Raw genomic sequence first — 16,442 nt, forward strand, 5'->3', positions numbered from 1 at the left:
GTATTTTTGGGACAATTTCAGAAAAACAACTAACTCCGTACCATGCGAAAAATACAGATTCAAGTCTTTCTTCTATTTTTTATAGGTTTTCAAACTTCATTTGCACAACAGCCTCAAAAACCAAATTCGGTTGAAATTTACAATCAAATTAAAAAATTAAACTTTTTAGGTTCTGTTTTATATGTTGCTGCACATCCTGATGACGAAAATACCCGAATGATTTCGTATTTAGCGAATGATATGAATGCCAGAACTGGTTATTTGTCTTTAACCCGCGGTGATGGAGGACAAAACTTAATTGGACCACAATTACGTGAATTATTAGGTGTTATAAGAACCCAAGAATTAATTGAAGCCAGAAAAATAGATGGCGGAGAACAGTTTTTTTCCCGTGCAAATGACTTTGGATTTTCTAAAAATCCAGACGAAACTTTGGATATCTGGGATAAAAACAAAGTACTCGCCGATGTAGTTTGGACAATCAGAAAATTTCAGCCGGATATTATTATCAATAGATTCGATCATCGCTCACCTGGTACGACGCACGGGCATCATACATCTTCAGCAATGTTGAGCGCTGAAAGTTTTAAATTAACGAATGATCCAAAAGTATATCCAGAACAAATGCAATATGTAAAACCTTGGCAGGTTAAAAGACAATTTTTTAATCCGTCCTGGTGGTTTTACGGAAGTCAGGAAAAATTTGACGCCGCTAATAAGTCTAAATTTACCAAATTAGAAACTGGGGTTTATTACACTGGTATTGGAAAATCAAATCAAGAAATTGCAGCTTTAAGCAGAAGCCGCCACCAATCTCAAGGTTTTGGAAGCACAGGAGTTCGTGGTGAAGAAACTGAATATTTGGAACTTATTAATGGTGAAAATCCAAAAGACAGAGATAATTTGTTTGATGGAATTGATACAACTTGGAACCGAGTTAAAAACGGAAAACCAATTGGTGATTTAATTACTTCAATTATTTCGAAATATGATTTTAGTAATCCATCTGCAAGTATACCAGATTTAGTAAAAGCCTATTCTATGATAGAGGCTCTGGAAGATACACATTGGAAAACTATTAAATCTGCTGCTGTAAAAAATATCATTGCATCTTGTTCAGGTTTATATCTTGAAGCGGTTTCAAATGAGCAGGAAGCAACTCCAGGAAGCACAATTAGATTGAGTCTTGAAGCTATTAACAGATGTAGTGTTGATATGCAATTGGCAAGCGTAACAACATTGCCAGACAATAAAACTACAGTTCAAAACAGTATTTTAAAAAACAATAACGATCAGAGAATCAATCTTCAATTACAACTTCCAAAGGCTATTGAATATACACAGCCTTATTGGCTAAAAGAAAAAGCAACAGTTGGAATGTACACAGTTTCTAATCAAGAAAATATTGGAATTCCGGATATTATCAGAAATGTAAAGGTTGTTTTTAATGTAAAAATAAACGGCGTAGAAATTCCGTTTGAACGAACTGTTGTTTACAAATATAATGATGGTGTAAAAGGAGAAATGTATAACTTCCTTGATATAGTGCCAGACGTTACGACATCAGTTTTAGAAAAAGTTTTGATTTTTAGAGACACTAAAAGCAAAATGATTCCTGTAAAAGTGCGTTCAGGAAAAGACGATGTAAAAGGAAATTTACAATTAGAATTGCCAAAAAGCTGGAATGTTTCTCCAAAAGAAATTCCATTTGTACTAGATAAAAAAGGAACGGAACAAATATTTTATTTTGAAGTAACTCCTCCCGTTAATCCAGAAGAAGTTATAGTAAAAAGTATTGCAGTTGTAGACAATAGGCGCTTTGACAAAGATCAAACGATTATAGATTTCAGCCATATTACGAAACAAATGGTTTTAAAGCCAGCCGAATCAAAATGCATTCGAATCGATTTAAAAACTTCTGGAGATGCAATTGCTTACATTATGGGGGCAGGCGACGAAGTTCCAGAAAGTTTAACTCAAATGGGATATAAAGTTTCGATCTTAAAACCAGAAGAAATTACACCAGAAAAGTTAGATTCATTTAGCACCGTTATTACAGGAATTCGCGCTTATAATACAGTAAGTGCATTGGCTAACAAACAAAATATCCTTTTTAATTTTGTAAAAAGCGGTAAAAACATGATTGTTCAATATAATACTAATGGAAAATTAGTAACCGATAAAATCTCTCCTTATCCGTTAAAATTATCAAATGACCGCGTGACTGAAGAAAATGCAAAAATTACTTTTCTTGCACCGAATCATCCTGTTTTAAATACGCCAAATAAAATATCATCAAAAGATTTTGAAGGCTGGACACAAGAGCAGGGTTTATATTATCCAAATGAATATGATGAAGCCTTCACTCCTATTATTTCCTCGCATGACAAAGGCGAATCTGCTAAAAATGGTGCCTTATTAGTCGCTCCCTACGGAAAAGGATATTATATTTACACTGGTTTGAGTTTCTTTAGGGAATTACCAGAAGGTGTTTCTGGAGCTTATCGTTTATTATCGAATATTATTTCTCTAAAACAGCCAATTGAAGCTCCTAAACAAGACATAAAACAATAATTATGGAAGCGAAGAAAACAAAAAAATGGAAAAAAAGCTACACCTATGTTTTGGTCGCTAATGCAATTTATATTGCTATTTTTTTCTTAATCATGCAATTATACTCATAACCTATGCAGCTATTTGACTGGATCGTACTTATTGTAACCTTATTATTTATTGTTGGATATGGTTCGTGGAAAACCAAAGGCAGTAAAAATGTCGAGGATTTCATTTTAGGAAATAACGAAACACCTTGGTATACTGTCGGACTTTCTGTTATGGCAACACAGGCAAGTGCCATTACGTTTTTATCTACTCCGGGACAAGCGTATCACGACGGAATGGGTTTTGTGCAGTTTTATTTTGGTCTGCCAATTGCTATGATTGTCATTTGTTTGACTTTTATTCCCCTTTATCATAAAAGCAAAGTTTACACTGCTTACGAATTTTTAGAAAGAAGATTTGATGTAAAAACCCGTTCACTTGCTGCTATATTATTTTTAGTTCAAAGAGGTCTAGGAACTGGTTTAACAATATACGCACCCGCAATTATTTTATCAGCACTTTTAGGATGGAACTTAACCGTAATGAACATCATTATTGGAGTTCTAGTAATAATATATACATTTTCGGGTGGTACAAAAGCGGTAAACGTTACGCAAAAACAACAGATGTTTGTAATCATGTCTGGAATGTTTATTACATTTTTCTTGATTCTGCATTATCTTCCAAACGATATGACTTTTACCAGCGCGCTTCACATTGCGGGCGCAAATGATAAAATGAATATTGTTGATTTTTCTTTTAATCCAGAAGAAAAATATACTTTTTGGAGCGGTATTACCGGCGGTTTCTTTTTAGCACTCGCCTATTTTGGTACAGATCAATCTCAGGTTGGACGTTATTTATCGGGAAAATCAGTTCGTGAAAGTCAGATGGGATTAATTATGAACGGACTTTTAAAAGTTCCTATGCAGTTTTTTATTCTTTTAACTGGAGTAATGGTTTTTGTGTTTTTTCAGTTCAATCCAGTGCCATTAAACTTTAATCCAAATAACAAAATTGCTATCGAAAAGTCGGCATTTAAAGGAGAATATCAGGCTTTAGAAAAAAAACTAGAAAAACTTTCTGAAGATAAAAAGGTAATCAACTTATTGTATATCGATCAGTTAAACCAAGATTATGACAATCCGATCTTGCGCAAAGAATTAGTCGCTTTATCTAATAAAGAAAAAGATCTTCGCGATAAAGCAAAAGAAATTATTTCGAGAGCCGACAGCAATTCTGAAACCAACGATAAGGATTATGTGTTCTTTCACTTCATCCTGCATTATTTACCAAAAGGACTTATCGGATTGTTATTGGCCGTTATTCTTTCGGCAGCAATGTCGTCTACGGCTTCTGGACTAACAGCATTGGCCTCTACAACAGCAATTGATATCTATAAGCGAAACGTCAGTGAGAAATCGGAAAAACATTATCTGAATGCTACAAAGTTTTTTACACTTTTCTGGGGAGTTGTTGCCATACTTTTCGCCTGTGTTGGAACTTTGTTTGAAAATTTAATTCAGCTCGTAAATATTATCGGATCCATTTTTTACGGAACGGTTTTAGGTATATTCTTAGTCGGTTTCTATTTACGAAAAGTTCAAGCAAAACCAATGTTTATCAGTGCGATTATCAGCCAGCTTACGATTTTTGTAATTTATTATTTTATGATTTACAGTCAGGAAAAACTAGGTTATTTATGGCTTAACTTTATAGGAGCAATTTTGACAATTGTATTAGCATTATTATTGCAGTTTTTGTTTTTTAAAGGGAAAATAGATTCAGAAATATTAGAAAGTTAATTTTTTAATTTATTTTTTATGACAAAGCACGAATTTTTATTTCATTTAAATGGAGCTAGTTTTGTTGCTTTTAAATTTGCTGAAAAGTTTGTCAAAAATAAATTAGTAACTGATTTTAAGTATAATTTAATACTTACAGTGGCAAGTAACATTGATGGCTCAAATAAATTCGACATATTTCCTGAAGATAATGACATAATAAAGTTAGATTTAACTGATAATGAGGTTGTCGATATATTATATAGAAACAACAAAATTCCAGTTTGGATTGACATTAGTGTTTTAAAATCTAGTAGAAAAACCACAACTTTTAATTTATTATGTTCAGGCAAATACACTGATGACAAGAATGAATACTATTATAATGATAATGGCTCTGGTCCATTTGGAGTTAAAGGTCCTAAATTTCCAATAAATTATAAAGAAGGAAAAAAATTTAGATTGTAAAAATTAATCAATCTGCCTAAAAATAATCCTACTGCCTTAACCCTGATGGAAGCGGCATCCTTTTGTGCCGGTCCCTAAGCTTCGGGAAGCAGGAAACAGTTTCTAAATGTTATACTTCACATTCCGTAAATTAGAAAAAACAATTCTTCTATTTTGTAAGTAAAAAGTACTATTTTAGTCCTTTAAAAAATAATCTAATCAAGATTAACCAAAAACGATCTTAAACCAAACCAAAGTTGTAAATGAAAATTTCAGACGATTTAGAAAAGCTATTACCATTTGGTTATCTTTTCCTCATTTTAATGGGAATACTAAAAGATAGTATTTATTATTATCAATTTGGAATTAATATTTTAAGATACTCCACGATTATGGATGTTTTAATTAGTCCGATAGCTGAGTTTACTTCAAATCCAATTATTTTAAGCGCAATTATAATATTATTTATTCTGCATTTTTATCTGCCGTCATTCTTAGCAAAAAATAAAAACGTACCATCTGTAAAAAAGGCTTTTGAATTGAAGTCAACAGATGAATTATCTCCAGAGGAAACTAAAAACTATTACAATGGAATTGCCATAAAATCTCTGGTAATCTTTTTGTTATCATTTTTTGTAGGCTACGGATTTGCCGGAGGTTTTTTCACTAAGAAAAGACTACATGACAACAAGTTAGAATATAAGTACAAGTTAGATTTTAATGAAGATGAATCTAAAGAAATATATTTATTAGGAAATAATAGTCTATACTACTTTTATTTCATTAAAGGAGATAAGAAAGTAAAAATCACACCACTAGCGTCAATAAAAAACTTAGAATTAACTGAAAACAAAATGATTCCTTAAGTACTTAATTTTCAAATAACATCATTATGAAAGACTTAAAAAAATACAGCAATAAAACCAAAGCTGCTTTTGTTCTATTAATAGTGATGCTGATCATTTTATTAGGAAACTTTAATACGCTACGAAATTCTAAAAACGTAAACGATAATATCAATGCGATTTACAAAGACCGACTGGTTGTGGCGCATTATATTTTTCAGTATTCTAAACAGCTTCATTTTATAAAAGCAGAAGCTGAAAAACTAGATCTGAGCGATAATACTAAAAAAAATGAAATCATACATACTTTAGACATCGTACATAACATCGATGATTTGTATGCCAAAACGGTTTTAACCAATAAGGAAAAACAACACTTTGATGCTTTTTTAAGTTCTTGTAAGGAAATTAATAATCAGGTTGAGAATAAAAACTGGGGGAAAATTGCCAATTCTTGTTCCGAAGCATTAAAAACTTTAGAATCTTTATCTCAAATTCAAATTGAAGAAGGAAAATCTAAACTCGCAGCTGCTAATGCGATGTATGGTAAAAATAATAGTTTGGGACAATTACAAATTGCTCTTCTTATCATTTTGGGCGGTATTACTTTTTATCTTCTAATCAAGAAAATAAAGAAAACCATTAAAATTCCAGAACCGCCGAGTATGAATTAATTTAAATTCCTTTTTTTATCCCGAAACTTCGGAACCAATTCCAAAAAAACTGTCTTTTAATGCAATCTTCATAATTAACCGGAAATTTTGCAAGGTTTTGGGCAGACAAAGTTTTAAAAAAAAGAAGCTGTGAATAAACTTTGCGTAAATCTATGTGTGCTTTGCGGCTAAAAACAAAGCAAAAAAAATTCCAAAACCCGAAAGCTTTGGAATTTAGAATTTTATAATTGAGATTTATAATTTGTGAAAATTATTATCTGCTCCACTCAGCGATACTGTCTTTATTTAATTTTACGTAATCGGCATTGTTTGCTGCTTCTGCAGATGCCAAAGAAGCTTTTGCTGTTTCGATAGCTCCTTTTTTATCACCTTGTTTTGCTTGAATCTGCGATTTTAATCTCGTTACATAATATGGTTTTTCTGTACTCAAATCAAGCGCCTTGTCTACATAAGTTCTTGCTGTTTCGACATTTCCGTTTGATTGAAACAAATATTGCGCTGCACCATAATAATCGTTCCAGCTTGGGCCTGCTAAAGTTTTTTCTATACTTGCGATAGCTGTTTTAGCGGTTGGAACTTCAAATTTTAAAGCTACATGAGAATTTTCCCAAGCCATTTCTAAATAACCAAAATTAGGGTCCAATCCATTAATTCCAATTGTAAATGTCTCAACAGGAGTTGGTAAAGCATCTTCTTTTACAGTAGTTTTTAAAGCGACATAAGCCTCACTCCAGCTTTCTGGTAATCCCCAATTATCTGTAGAGAGATAAAAAATAACGTCCCAGCTTTCAATTCTTGGAACTGTATAAATTGCATATTTTCCTTTCTTAAGCGTTTTTCCATCGATAATTACATCGTCGCTGAAGTTAATGATCGTATTTTCGTTTGCACCAGTTCTCCATAGTTTTCCAAATGGAACCAAATTCCCGAAAACTGCTCTCCCTCTTGCCCCTGGTCTTGAATACGTCACTTCAACATCTGTCAAACCAACAGTTTGTTTGATATATCCTTTTGGACTTGCTTGCGGCGTTTTTACTTGTGCTTCTGATGCTAACGGCGCTAAGATCAGGGCTAATGCAATAAGTAGTTTTTTCATTCTTGTGATTTTTTTTGTTTTGTTCAAATTTACAAATTCAATAAGCGAACAAATGTTAAATTTTATATAATTCAGGGTTTTAGCTGTGATATTTTTTCAGAATTTAATTCGTTAAAATGATCTATGACCAAATCTGCTTCTTTTAAATCCTGCAGCTTAGAATGCTCGCTTTTGAATCCTACACAAAATATTCCAGCCGCTTTAGCAGCTTTTACGCCGTTTGTGCTGTCTTCAATTATAATACATTCTTCTTTTGGTGCAATCGAAAGTGAAGCAGCATGAATAAATATCGCTGGATTCGGTTTTGACTGCGGAAAATCTTCACCGCTCACAAGATGTGTAAAATACTGATGCAGGTTGAATCTCGTAAAAACACGATCGATAGTAACTTTTGAAGCCGAAGAAGCTAAAATTAATTGCATTCCGTTATTGTACAAATCTTTAATTAGATCTTCAACTCCATCCAAAAGGTAAAGATCTTCTTTAGTATCAAAAGCATCATTAAAAATATTGCGTTTTCTCTGAATCAAATCTTCCACTTCCTGCTCTACAGATGGAAAATAACTTTTTAAAGTTTGAAATGTATTTCTTGTCGAAAATCCTGTAAATGATGTGTACATCTCCTCAGGCACTTCGATATTTAACTCCGAAAATTGTAGATAATATGCGTAACGGTGAACTGGCTCTGTATCTACAATTACGCCATCCATATCAAAAATTACTGTTTTAATCATTTTTTTTTAAGGTACTAAGGTTCTAAGGAACAAAAGGTTCAAAGGTTTTTGCTTTCATACTGAAAACTGCGACTGCGACTGATTACTTCTTAAGCAAATGTCTAATCACTGTCTCAGCAGCATGTAAACCAAATAACCCTGGCATATAGCTGTTTGTTCCGTAAAAAGACTTTTTAAAGTTTTTTCCGTCGGTTAATTTTAAGCTTCTTTCGTCTTGAATTTCCGAAGAGAAAACTACTTTCAATTTATTGATTTTTGCTTCTTTCAAACGCTTACGAATTGTTTTAGAAAAGTAGCAGTTTATAGTTTTAGAAATATCAGTTACTTTAACCTTAGAAGCCAGCATTTTACCGCCAGCACCCATACTGCTGATGATTTTTACTCTTTTTCTTTTAGCAGCAATAATCAAATTTAATTTTGGAGTAATACTGTCAATGCAGTCCAAAACATAATCAAATTCTGGAGAAACAATTTCAAAAGCACGTTCTGGAGAAAGAAATTCCTGTACACGCGTCAAATTTAGTTCTGGGTTGATATCCATCAATCGATCGCCGACAATTTTAATCTTTGGCTGCCCAACTGTTGAATGCAAAGCCGGTAACTGACGATTGATATTTGTAATATCCACAACATCACCATCTACAATAGTCATGTTTCCTACGCCCGCTCTTGCTAAAAACTCAGCTGCAAAGGATCCAACACCGCCTAATCCTACTACTAATACATTTGAATTCTGTAAATTATTTAATCCTTCTTTTGTAAATAAAAGCTCAGCTCTTTCTGTCCACTCTGCCATATACTCTATTATTGTTATTTTTATGATGTTTGTTTTATTTTGTTTCAGGTTTCAGGTTTCAGGTTTCAGGTTTCAGGTTTCGTGTTTCAAGTCTGTCAGGCTGAGCGAAGTCGAGGCCCAATTTCTTATTGGTATGAACTTAAACTTTTCTCACGGTGAAAAATCACATTTAACTTTTCACATTAACTTTTTACCACTTAGAATTCCCTATCCAAAAACACTTTTATAATTACTTGAAATAATACTTTGTAATTCTTTTAAATTTAAACTTTTATACTCAGAAGCCAATTCATAAACCATTTGAATCGATTCTTCCATTGTATCTGTTTCTAAAAAGAAACGCTCATTTGGAACATTTTGAAAAACAGTTTTTAAATCTGGATTTTTCAATAAATATTTTCCAAAAGAAAGATAAAATCCTGCAGCAATCAATTGGTCAGCAACCTGTTTATTTTTCGAAAATCCGTGAATAATCATTGGAACCGTGATTTTCAACCTTTTCTTAATTTCAACTACTTCCTGAAAAGCTGCGACGCAATGTATTACAACTGGTTTTCTGAATTTTTCTGCTAATTTTAATTGTTTTTCAAAAACTGAAATTTGTAAATCGAGCGGAATATCAATCTTCTTATCTAAGCCGCACTCTCCTACTGCCAGACAATTTTCAGTTTGCAATTTTTCTTCTATAATTGTCAAATCAAAATCTATACGATTTTCTTCAATATACCAAGGATGAATTCCGATAGAATAAAATGCAATTGAAGCATCAAACTCTTTCGGATATTGATTAACCAATTCTAAAACATTGGATTGATTGGTAAATTGATGGGTATGACAATTAAAATATTCCATTAATGAAAGGCTTTCACACCAGCTTTAATTTCAATTTTTAAATCATTTTCTAAAGGTACAAGCGGGCAGGAATATTTGTAATTATATGCGCAATACGGATTATACGCCTGATTAAAATCTATTGCAATTGTGTTTCCTTTTGGAATTTCTAAATCGATGTAACGACCGCCAATGTAGCTTTGCTTACCACTTGTTAAATCCGAAAAAGGTAAAAAAAGATGGTTTTTATATTTTTCCTGTACTATAAGCTCTAAACTTTGATAAACAGCAAGCTGAAAGGCTTTGCCATTTATTTTAAAATGTAAAGTGCCGTATTTAGTATATTTTGGGGTACGAGTTCCAGAGGTTTTCATTTCAAAAACTTTTCCTCCCTTAGCTTTTACTAAAGTCGCATTGACAAAGTAAGTTTCAGAAATTGGAAAAAAATCTAATCTTTTAAATGTTTTTAAATCTTCTGGCAGTAACGGACTTGTCTTAGGATCAGCATATTCTGAATTAATTTTCTTTTGAAATTTTTCAGCATCACTTTTACTAAACTTTTTTTGACCAAAGCCAAAATTAAATACCAACAATAAAGCTAGGACGTTTATAGTTTTCATCTTTGAAATTTTATGCAAAAATAGTTCAAAAGTAACAAAACAACAACCACTTAAAGAGACAAAGTTTCCTAACTTTGTGACGATAATTTATCACACAAAATGCTTAAAACCGCTTTTACCCATTACATCAATAATTTTAGAGGATTTACTAGAGAAATTTGGATTCTTGCCATTATCACTTTTATCAATCGTGCTGGAACAATGGTACTTCCTTTTTTATCTAAATATTTAAAAGAAGATCTTCAATTTACCTACAATCAAGTCGGGTGGATTATGGTGGCGTTTGGTTTTGGTTCCATGCTGGGTTCTTGGCTTGGAGGTAAACTTTCGGATAAAATAGGCTTTTATAAAATCATGATTTTCAGTTTATTTACGAGCGGTGTTTCCCTTTTCTTTGTTCAATATATCACTACTTTTTGGGCGCTCTGCGTTGCCATGTTTTTATTAATGACCATTGCCGATATGTTTAGACCAGCGATGTTTGTTTCTTTAGGAGCTTATGCAAAACCAGAAAATAGAACACGTGCATTAACCTTGGTTCGTCTTGCCGTTAATTTAGGATTTGCTGCGGGACCTGCTCTTGGTGGCTTAATTATTATGGGAATGGGCTATTCTGGCCTTTTTTGGGTCGACGGTGCTTCTTGTATTATTTCGATTTCGATTTTCGCTTTATTAGTTAAAGAAAAGAAAAAAGCCGTTCACGATGATAAAACCGAAAGTGCTTCTGACGTAAAATCTGTTTTTCATGATAAAATTTTCTGGGTTTTCTTGTTTGTAAGTTTCATTACTGCAATGATCTTTTTTCAGCTTTTTACCACTTTACCTTTATATCATAATGAAAAATTTGGACTAAGCGAATTACAAACTGGATTATTAATGACGCTCAACGGACTTTTAATTTTCTCTTTAGAAATGCCTACAGTTGGATTTTTAGAACGAAAAGCTTTTCCTAAAATCAGAATTATCATTGTTGGTTCTTTTATAATGGCTTTGAGTTTCTTCATACTTCTTATTAATTTCTGGGCGGGGATATTGGTCGTGAGTATGGTTTGTATTTCTATAGGAGAAGTTTTGACATTTCCTTTTTCGAATGCCTTCGCTTTGAGCAGGGCACCACGCGGACAAGAAGGACGTTATATGGCACTTTATACCATGAGTTTTAGTCTAGCTCATATCATCAGTTCGAAAGTTGGCTTTGAAATTATCACAAGACTGGGTTATCAAATCAACTGGCTGTTTATGGCTTGTATAGGCGTAATCGCAACTGGATGTTGCATTTGGATTAAAAATGCTTTAATTACCGAGAAAACTTCTTAAAAAATTTAAACACCTTAATTTACTATAATTCAATTAATTAACATTAAATTTGAATTACATTTCTGCGCTCAAAACTCAATTCAAACGTGATTTTTAGTTAAATAACTATTTTTATAGTTGCGTAACTAGAAAAATAGTTGTAAGTTTGAATTAAAATTAGAGATGATGCAGAAGTTAACAAACAAAGAAGAAGAAATTATGATGATTTTATGGAAGCTTAAAAAAGCTTTTGTAAAAGAAATTCAAGCAGAAATTACTGAGGACCAGCCCCACTATAATACTTTATCTACAATTGTTCGCAATCTAGAAGAGAAAGGATATGTTGGGCACAATGCCTTTGGAAATACGCATCAATACTTTCCTGTCGTTGCAATAGAAGATTATAGAAAAGGATTTATGAAAACGGCGATTGATAATTACTTTAATAGCTCTTATAAAAGTATGGTTTCCTTTTTTGCTAAAGAAGAAAAAATTTCAGCAGATGAATTGCGTGAAATTTTATCGATGATTGAAAATAAAAACGAAGAAAAATAATCTTGCTTATGGAAGCTCTTCTTATCTATATAGCCAAATCATGCAGCTTAATGTTGTTCTTTTATTGCGTTTATTATTTTTTATTGCGTAAAGAGACATTCTTCAATAATAATAGATGGTTTTTACTATTCGGTTTAATTGTCTCAGCTGTTTTGCCTTTGTTAAATTATACAAGAGTTATATGGATAGATGCGCCAGCTTTAGGAAATTCTATTCAGTCGTCATTAATGGAAATTCCAGAAAAAGAAGTCTCAACTTTTAATTGGAGTCATACGATACTCCTTTTATATGGAATCGGTTTTTTGGCTTTTATCATAAAATTTGCGATAGATTTTTATAGCCTGAATTCTATTATTAAAGGAAAAAAAATACAACAGCAGGCCGATTTTAAATTTATAGATGTCAGCGAAAATATAGCACCCTTCTCCTACTTCGAATATATTGTTTACAACTCATCATTGTATACCAGTTCTGAATTGGAGAACATTATAGAGCATGAAAAAGTACACAGTGACCAAAATCATACTGTAGATGTATTGATTTCTAGATTATTCAGTATTATTTTCTGGTTTAATCCAATTATCTGGCTGTATAAAAAGGCAATCACGCAAAACCTTGAATTTATTGCAGACAGCGAGGCGGCTAAAAAATTACAAGACAAAAAATCCTATCAATACACACTTTTAAAAATAACAACACACGAAAATTGTGTTGCAATCACCAATCATTTTTATCAATCATTAATCAAAAAACGAATTGTCATGTTAAACAAAAATCAATCAAAAAAGAAAAATTCTTGGAAGTATTACACTGTAATACCAGCTCTTGCAGCATTTGTTTTATTATTTCAAATTGAAGTAATTGCAAAAGAAAAACCTCAGACAATAAAAGAAACTACTGGAGAAACAAAAGCTGTAGATATCTACAAAATCCACAAAGGCTCTACAGATGCAGAATTATCAGAAATTAAAAATAAATTAAAAGAAATTCACAGTGTTAATTTCGAGGTTAGCGATATAAAAAGAGACGCTAAAAACAACCTAACTTCAATAAAAGTTGACGTTACAAGAGGTAAACAGCAAGCTCAATCTATTCAAACTGGAGATCAAACTATAAAAGATTTTGGAGTACTTATTATAACAGATCAAAAAGGAAACAAAACAATTGGGATTCAAACTTTTGAAGATTCAAAAAGTTCTAAAGCAAAAACTGGAGTAAGTAATAACATAACAACTCTAACTTCTGACGATGACTCTAAAAAATCAACAGATTCAAAAATCATAATAACCAACAACAACCAAAACACTAAAATAGAAACCAATGTTAACAGTAATTCTAATACTAGTACAAAAACTAACAGTAATACTAATTCAACTATTAGCACTATTGTAACCACAGACGACAATGACGCAGTTACTAAAATAACTACTTCTAACGGAAAAACAAATGTTGCTTTCTCAAACGGTTCTTCAAAGTTTAGTAACACACAAGAATCTCCGCTTATAATTGTTGACGGTAAAGAAATGCCAAGCACTTTTGACCTTGAAGACTTGAAAGCTCAAGATATTAAATCTATGTCAGTATTTAAAGGAATAAACGCCGTTTCAAAATATGGCGAAAAAGGATCAAACGGTGTAATTGAAATCGAAACCCGCAAATAAACTTTGTAATGCAAAAACTAACCAATAAAGAAGAAGAAATCATGCATATTTTATGGAAGCTGAAAAAAGCTTTTGTAAAAGAAATCCAAGCAGAGATTTTAGAAGATCAGCCGCATTACAACACTTTATCTACCATTGTTCGTAATCTGGAAGAGAAAGGTTATGTTGCACACAATGCTTTTGGAAATACGCATCAATATTACCCAATTGTAAGTATCGAAGATTATCGAAAGGGTTTTATGAGTACTGCAATAGACAATTATTTCAACAGTTCATATAAAAGCATGGTTTCTTTTTTTGCTAAAGAAGAAAAAATTTCTGCAGATGAATTACGAGAAATATTAGACATGATCGAAAATCCAAAAGGAGGTAAATAATCAAATACTATGGAAGCACTTTTCATTTTTATCCTAAAATCGAGCGGGTTACTGGCAATGTTTTATTTTGCTTACATTTTATTACTTCGCAAAGAAACTTTTTTTAACAGCAGCCGCTTTTTTCTAATCGCGGGATTAATAACTTCTGTAATTCTGCCTTTTGTAGTTTACACTAAAGTCATCTGGGTTGAAAAACCGGCAGCCCCGATAGTTTCAGAAAAAGTTATTGAGCATCTTTCTCCTGCTGAGAATAATTACACTGCTGTTTCTTACGAGCCTCAATATACTCCCGCAGCCAAGGCTGAATCAGAGCCGATCGAAGTTAATTGGGATTTAGTTTTAATTGCGGTTTACAGTATCGGATTTGCCATTTTTATAATCAAATTTGGACTTGATTTTTACAGCCTGAACACAGTTTTGAAAGGAAAAGAAATTCAACAGCAGGAAGATTTTAAATTTGTTGATATAAATGAAAATATCGCTCCCTTTTCTTACTTCGATTATATTGTGTATAACTCATCACTATACACTCCAACAGAATTAGAAAGTATTTTAGAACATGAAAAAGTACACAGTGATCAAAATCATACCGTAGATGTTTTGATTTCGAGAATCTTCTGTATTCTATTCTGGTTCAACCCAATAGTGTGGCTCTACAAAAAAGCTATTTTGCAAAATCTTGAATTTATTGCTGACCGCGAAGCTTCAAAAAAAATAAGCGACAAAAAAGCGTATCAATACACACTTTTAAAAATCACAACGCATGAAAACTGTGTTGCAATCACCAATCATTTTTATCAATCATTAATCAAAAAACGAATTGTCATGTTAAACAAAAATCAATCAAACAAAACCAATTATTGGAAGTATTACGCAGTAATTCCTGCTCTTGGTGCTTTTGTTCTTTTATTTCAAATAGAAACAATTGCACAGGAAAAGCAGCAAAATGGAGCTCCAGCCATTGCAAAGGATTCAGTAAGAACAACTGAGGAAACATTTAAAATTACTAAAAATACCAGCGATCAAGAATTAAAAGAATTGCCAGGAAAATTAAAAGCGAGTCATAATCTTGATATTGAAATTTCTAACGTAAAGAGAAATTCTCAAAAAGAATTAACTTCGATACAAATCAAAGTAAAATCAGAATCTGGTAAAAAACAAGCTATTGTTATTGACGGGGATGAAGCAATAAAGGACTGTGAATTTGCAATTGGAGCTGATGAAAACGGACAAAAATCAATTAATATTATTACAGATGGAAGTTTTTCTGTGCCTGTCATGATTAAAAATGAAAAAGTTATCGTTCGCCACAACGGTGACTCAGACATCATTCCTCCTACACCACCTGTACCGCCAGTTTTCCCATCTGGAGCCATGCCACCAGCACCAGCGTTTGATATGTCAAAAATGCCAAAACCTCCTGTTGCTCCAAAAAACATGAACGATAAAGCAGCTGTAAGTAAGTTCGAAAAAGAAATGGAAGCTTTTGAAAAGCAAATGGAAGTTATTCAACCACAATTAGAAGCTTACCAAAGACAAATTGAAATGGTAATGTCTCAAAGAGAAGCCGTTTATGAGAAAGAAATGGCTAAGTATGAAATAGCAATGGAAAAATTCAGCGCTGATATGGAAAAATTTAATTACAACTTTAAGTTTAAATTTGGAAATGATGCAGATTATGGCAATAGTAAAGAATATGAGCAAGACATGAAACAGCTGGAGCTTGATATGAAGCAGCATGAAAAAGATATGAAACAACATGCAAAAGATATGAAGCAACATGAAAAAGATATGAAGCAGCATGAAAGAGATATGAAAGCTTGGGAAAAAGAAAATAAAAAAGCTTAATTAATAAAATTTACAGATTTACATAATTTACACCTCAAAAGACTTTGCTTCAAACCCAAAGTCTTTTTTTATATCTTTGAAAAAACAAATCTACTATGTATAAATTCTTAGCCAAACTCAATAAGATATTACTGCCAAGTTTTACCAAACAAGGCTTAGATATTGCAAAAGCAAAAAAATGGCAAATGGCTATTATTGGTTATCGTGCATATGTAACAAAACGTGCATTGGAGAATTAATATTAGACACCCCTTGTCTATAACACAGAAAAAATACT

The 16,442-nt window shown here is 32.3% G+C and carries 16 protein-coding genes; 11 read left to right on the forward strand and 5 right to left on the reverse strand.

What is annotated here, in order from left to right; translation table 11 throughout:
- Positions 1-42: 42 nt before the first annotated feature.
- The 5 genes from HYN86_RS15460 to HYN86_RS15480 all read left to right on the forward strand — a co-directional run bounded on the left by HYN86_RS15460 (position 43) and on the right by HYN86_RS15480 (position 6,351).
- Positions 43-2,574 (forward strand): PIG-L family deacetylase, encoded by a 2,532-nt coding sequence (locus HYN86_RS15460; protein ID WP_113678852.1) that lies wholly within the window; start codon positions 43-45, stop codon positions 2,572-2,574.
- A 113-nt stretch (positions 2,575-2,687) separates the two neighbouring features.
- A complete protein-coding gene (locus tag HYN86_RS15465) occupies positions 2,688-4,406 on the forward strand; it encodes a sodium:solute symporter (protein ID WP_113678853.1) in 1,719 nt (572 codons plus the stop codon).
- 18 nt (positions 4,407-4,424) lie between these two features.
- Entirely contained in the window at positions 4,425-4,853 is a 429-nt protein-coding gene (locus HYN86_RS15470; protein ID WP_113678854.1) for a hypothetical protein, read from the forward strand.
- Between the two features lie 242 nt (positions 4,854-5,095).
- Complete coding sequence (locus tag HYN86_RS15475) at positions 5,096-5,698, forward strand: hypothetical protein (RefSeq protein ID WP_113678855.1); 603 nt, start codon at positions 5,096-5,098, stop codon at positions 5,696-5,698.
- A 26-nt stretch (positions 5,699-5,724) separates the two neighbouring features.
- Complete coding sequence (locus HYN86_RS15480; protein WP_113678856.1) at positions 5,725-6,351, forward strand: MCP four helix bundle domain-containing protein; 627 nt, start codon at positions 5,725-5,727, stop codon at positions 6,349-6,351.
- Between the two features lie 253 nt (positions 6,352-6,604).
- On the opposite strand, the gene HYN86_RS15485 is transcribed toward HYN86_RS15480, so the two are convergent.
- From HYN86_RS15485 to HYN86_RS15505, 5 genes are all read right to left on the reverse strand, one after another.
- Entirely contained in the window at positions 6,605-7,447 is an 843-nt protein-coding gene (locus tag HYN86_RS15485) for a DUF2911 domain-containing protein (protein ID WP_113678857.1), read from the reverse strand.
- A 71-nt stretch (positions 7,448-7,518) separates the two neighbouring features.
- Entirely contained in the window at positions 7,519-8,181 is a 663-nt protein-coding gene (locus HYN86_RS15490; RefSeq protein ID WP_113678858.1) for an HAD family hydrolase, read from the reverse strand.
- A gap of 82 nt (positions 8,182-8,263) precedes the next feature.
- Positions 8,264-8,977, reverse strand: a complete 714-nt coding sequence (locus tag HYN86_RS15495; RefSeq protein ID WP_113678859.1) for a tRNA threonylcarbamoyladenosine dehydratase — start codon at positions 8,975-8,977, stop codon at positions 8,264-8,266.
- A gap of 207 nt (positions 8,978-9,184) precedes the next feature.
- Positions 9,185-9,829 carry a TatD family hydrolase gene (locus HYN86_RS15500; RefSeq protein ID WP_113678860.1) on the reverse strand — a complete coding sequence of 215 codons (645 nt, stop codon included), beginning with the start codon at positions 9,827-9,829 and terminating at the stop codon, positions 9,185-9,187.
- A complete protein-coding gene (locus HYN86_RS15505; RefSeq protein ID WP_113678861.1) occupies positions 9,829-10,428 on the reverse strand; it encodes a DUF1684 domain-containing protein in 600 nt (199 codons plus the stop codon). The genes HYN86_RS15500 and HYN86_RS15505 overlap by 1 nt, the downstream gene beginning before the upstream one ends.
- 99 nt (positions 10,429-10,527) lie before the next feature.
- On the opposite strand from HYN86_RS15505, the gene HYN86_RS15510 reads away from it, so the two are divergent.
- From HYN86_RS15510 to HYN86_RS15535, 6 genes are all read left to right on the forward strand, one after another.
- Entirely contained in the window at positions 10,528-11,745 is a 1,218-nt protein-coding gene (locus HYN86_RS15510; protein WP_113678862.1) for an MDR family MFS transporter, read from the forward strand.
- 165 nt (positions 11,746-11,910) lie between these two features.
- Positions 11,911-12,279 carry a BlaI/MecI/CopY family transcriptional regulator gene (locus HYN86_RS15515; RefSeq protein WP_111284008.1) on the forward strand — a complete coding sequence of 123 codons (369 nt, stop codon included), beginning with the start codon at positions 11,911-11,913 and terminating at the stop codon, positions 12,277-12,279.
- A gap of 8 nt (positions 12,280-12,287) precedes the next feature.
- Positions 12,288-13,940 carry a M56 family metallopeptidase gene (locus tag HYN86_RS15520; RefSeq protein ID WP_113678863.1) on the forward strand — a complete coding sequence of 551 codons (1,653 nt, stop codon included), beginning with the start codon at positions 12,288-12,290 and terminating at the stop codon, positions 13,938-13,940.
- Positions 13,941-13,948: 8 nt separating this feature from the next.
- Positions 13,949-14,317, forward strand: coding sequence for a BlaI/MecI/CopY family transcriptional regulator (locus HYN86_RS15525; protein ID WP_113678864.1), 369 nt, complete (start codon positions 13,949-13,951; stop codon positions 14,315-14,317).
- Between the two features lie 9 nt (positions 14,318-14,326).
- On the forward strand, positions 14,327-16,165 hold the full coding sequence (locus HYN86_RS15530; protein WP_113678865.1) for a M56 family metallopeptidase: 1,839 nt from the start codon (positions 14,327-14,329) through the stop codon (positions 16,163-16,165).
- Positions 16,166-16,260: 95 nt separating this feature from the next.
- A complete protein-coding gene (locus HYN86_RS15535) occupies positions 16,261-16,404 on the forward strand; it encodes an SsrA-binding protein (RefSeq protein WP_113678866.1) in 144 nt (47 codons plus the stop codon).
- The last annotated feature ends 38 nt before the right edge of the window (positions 16,405-16,442 follow it).

The sequence above is a fragment of the Flavobacterium fluviale genome, from assembly GCF_003312915.1.
Lineage (GTDB): Bacteria > Bacteroidota > Bacteroidia > Flavobacteriales > Flavobacteriaceae > Flavobacterium > Flavobacterium fluviale.

Excerpts from the sequence above, each read along its gene's own strand:
- HYN86_RS15490 (WP_113678858.1), bottom strand. The coding sequence starts at position 8,181 with ATGATTAAAACAGTAATTTTTGATATGGATGGCGTAATTGTAGATACA.
- HYN86_RS15460 (WP_113678852.1), top strand. The coding sequence starts at position 43 with ATGCGAAAAATACAGATTCAAGTCTTTCTTCTATTTTTTATAGGTTTT.
- HYN86_RS15480 (WP_113678856.1), top strand. The coding sequence starts at position 5,725 with ATGAAAGACTTAAAAAAATACAGCAATAAAACCAAAGCTGCTTTTGTT.
- HYN86_RS15530 (WP_113678865.1), top strand. The coding sequence starts at position 14,327 with ATGGAAGCACTTTTCATTTTTATCCTAAAATCGAGCGGGTTACTGGCA.
- HYN86_RS15465 (WP_113678853.1), top strand. The coding sequence starts at position 2,688 with ATGCAGCTATTTGACTGGATCGTACTTATTGTAACCTTATTATTTATT.
- HYN86_RS15535 (WP_113678866.1), top strand. The coding sequence starts at position 16,261 with ATGTATAAATTCTTAGCCAAACTCAATAAGATATTACTGCCAAGTTTT.
- HYN86_RS15485 (WP_113678857.1), bottom strand. The coding sequence starts at position 7,447 with ATGAAAAAACTACTTATTGCATTAGCCCTGATCTTAGCGCCGTTAGCA.
- HYN86_RS15500 (WP_113678860.1), bottom strand. The coding sequence starts at position 9,829 with ATGGAATATTTTAATTGTCATACCCATCAATTTACCAATCAATCCAAT.
- HYN86_RS15505 (WP_113678861.1), bottom strand. The coding sequence starts at position 10,428 with ATGAAAACTATAAACGTCCTAGCTTTATTGTTGGTATTTAATTTTGGC.
- HYN86_RS15475 (WP_113678855.1), top strand. The coding sequence starts at position 5,096 with ATGAAAATTTCAGACGATTTAGAAAAGCTATTACCATTTGGTTATCTT.
- HYN86_RS15525 (WP_113678864.1), top strand. The coding sequence starts at position 13,949 with ATGCAAAAACTAACCAATAAAGAAGAAGAAATCATGCATATTTTATGG.
- HYN86_RS15515 (WP_111284008.1), top strand. The coding sequence starts at position 11,911 with ATGCAGAAGTTAACAAACAAAGAAGAAGAAATTATGATGATTTTATGG.
- HYN86_RS15510 (WP_113678862.1), top strand. The coding sequence starts at position 10,528 with ATGCTTAAAACCGCTTTTACCCATTACATCAATAATTTTAGAGGATTT.
- HYN86_RS15495 (WP_113678859.1), bottom strand. The coding sequence starts at position 8,977 with ATGGCAGAGTGGACAGAAAGAGCTGAGCTTTTATTTACAAAAGAAGGA.
- HYN86_RS15520 (WP_113678863.1), top strand. The coding sequence starts at position 12,288 with ATGGAAGCTCTTCTTATCTATATAGCCAAATCATGCAGCTTAATGTTG.
- HYN86_RS15470 (WP_113678854.1), top strand. The coding sequence starts at position 4,425 with ATGACAAAGCACGAATTTTTATTTCATTTAAATGGAGCTAGTTTTGTT.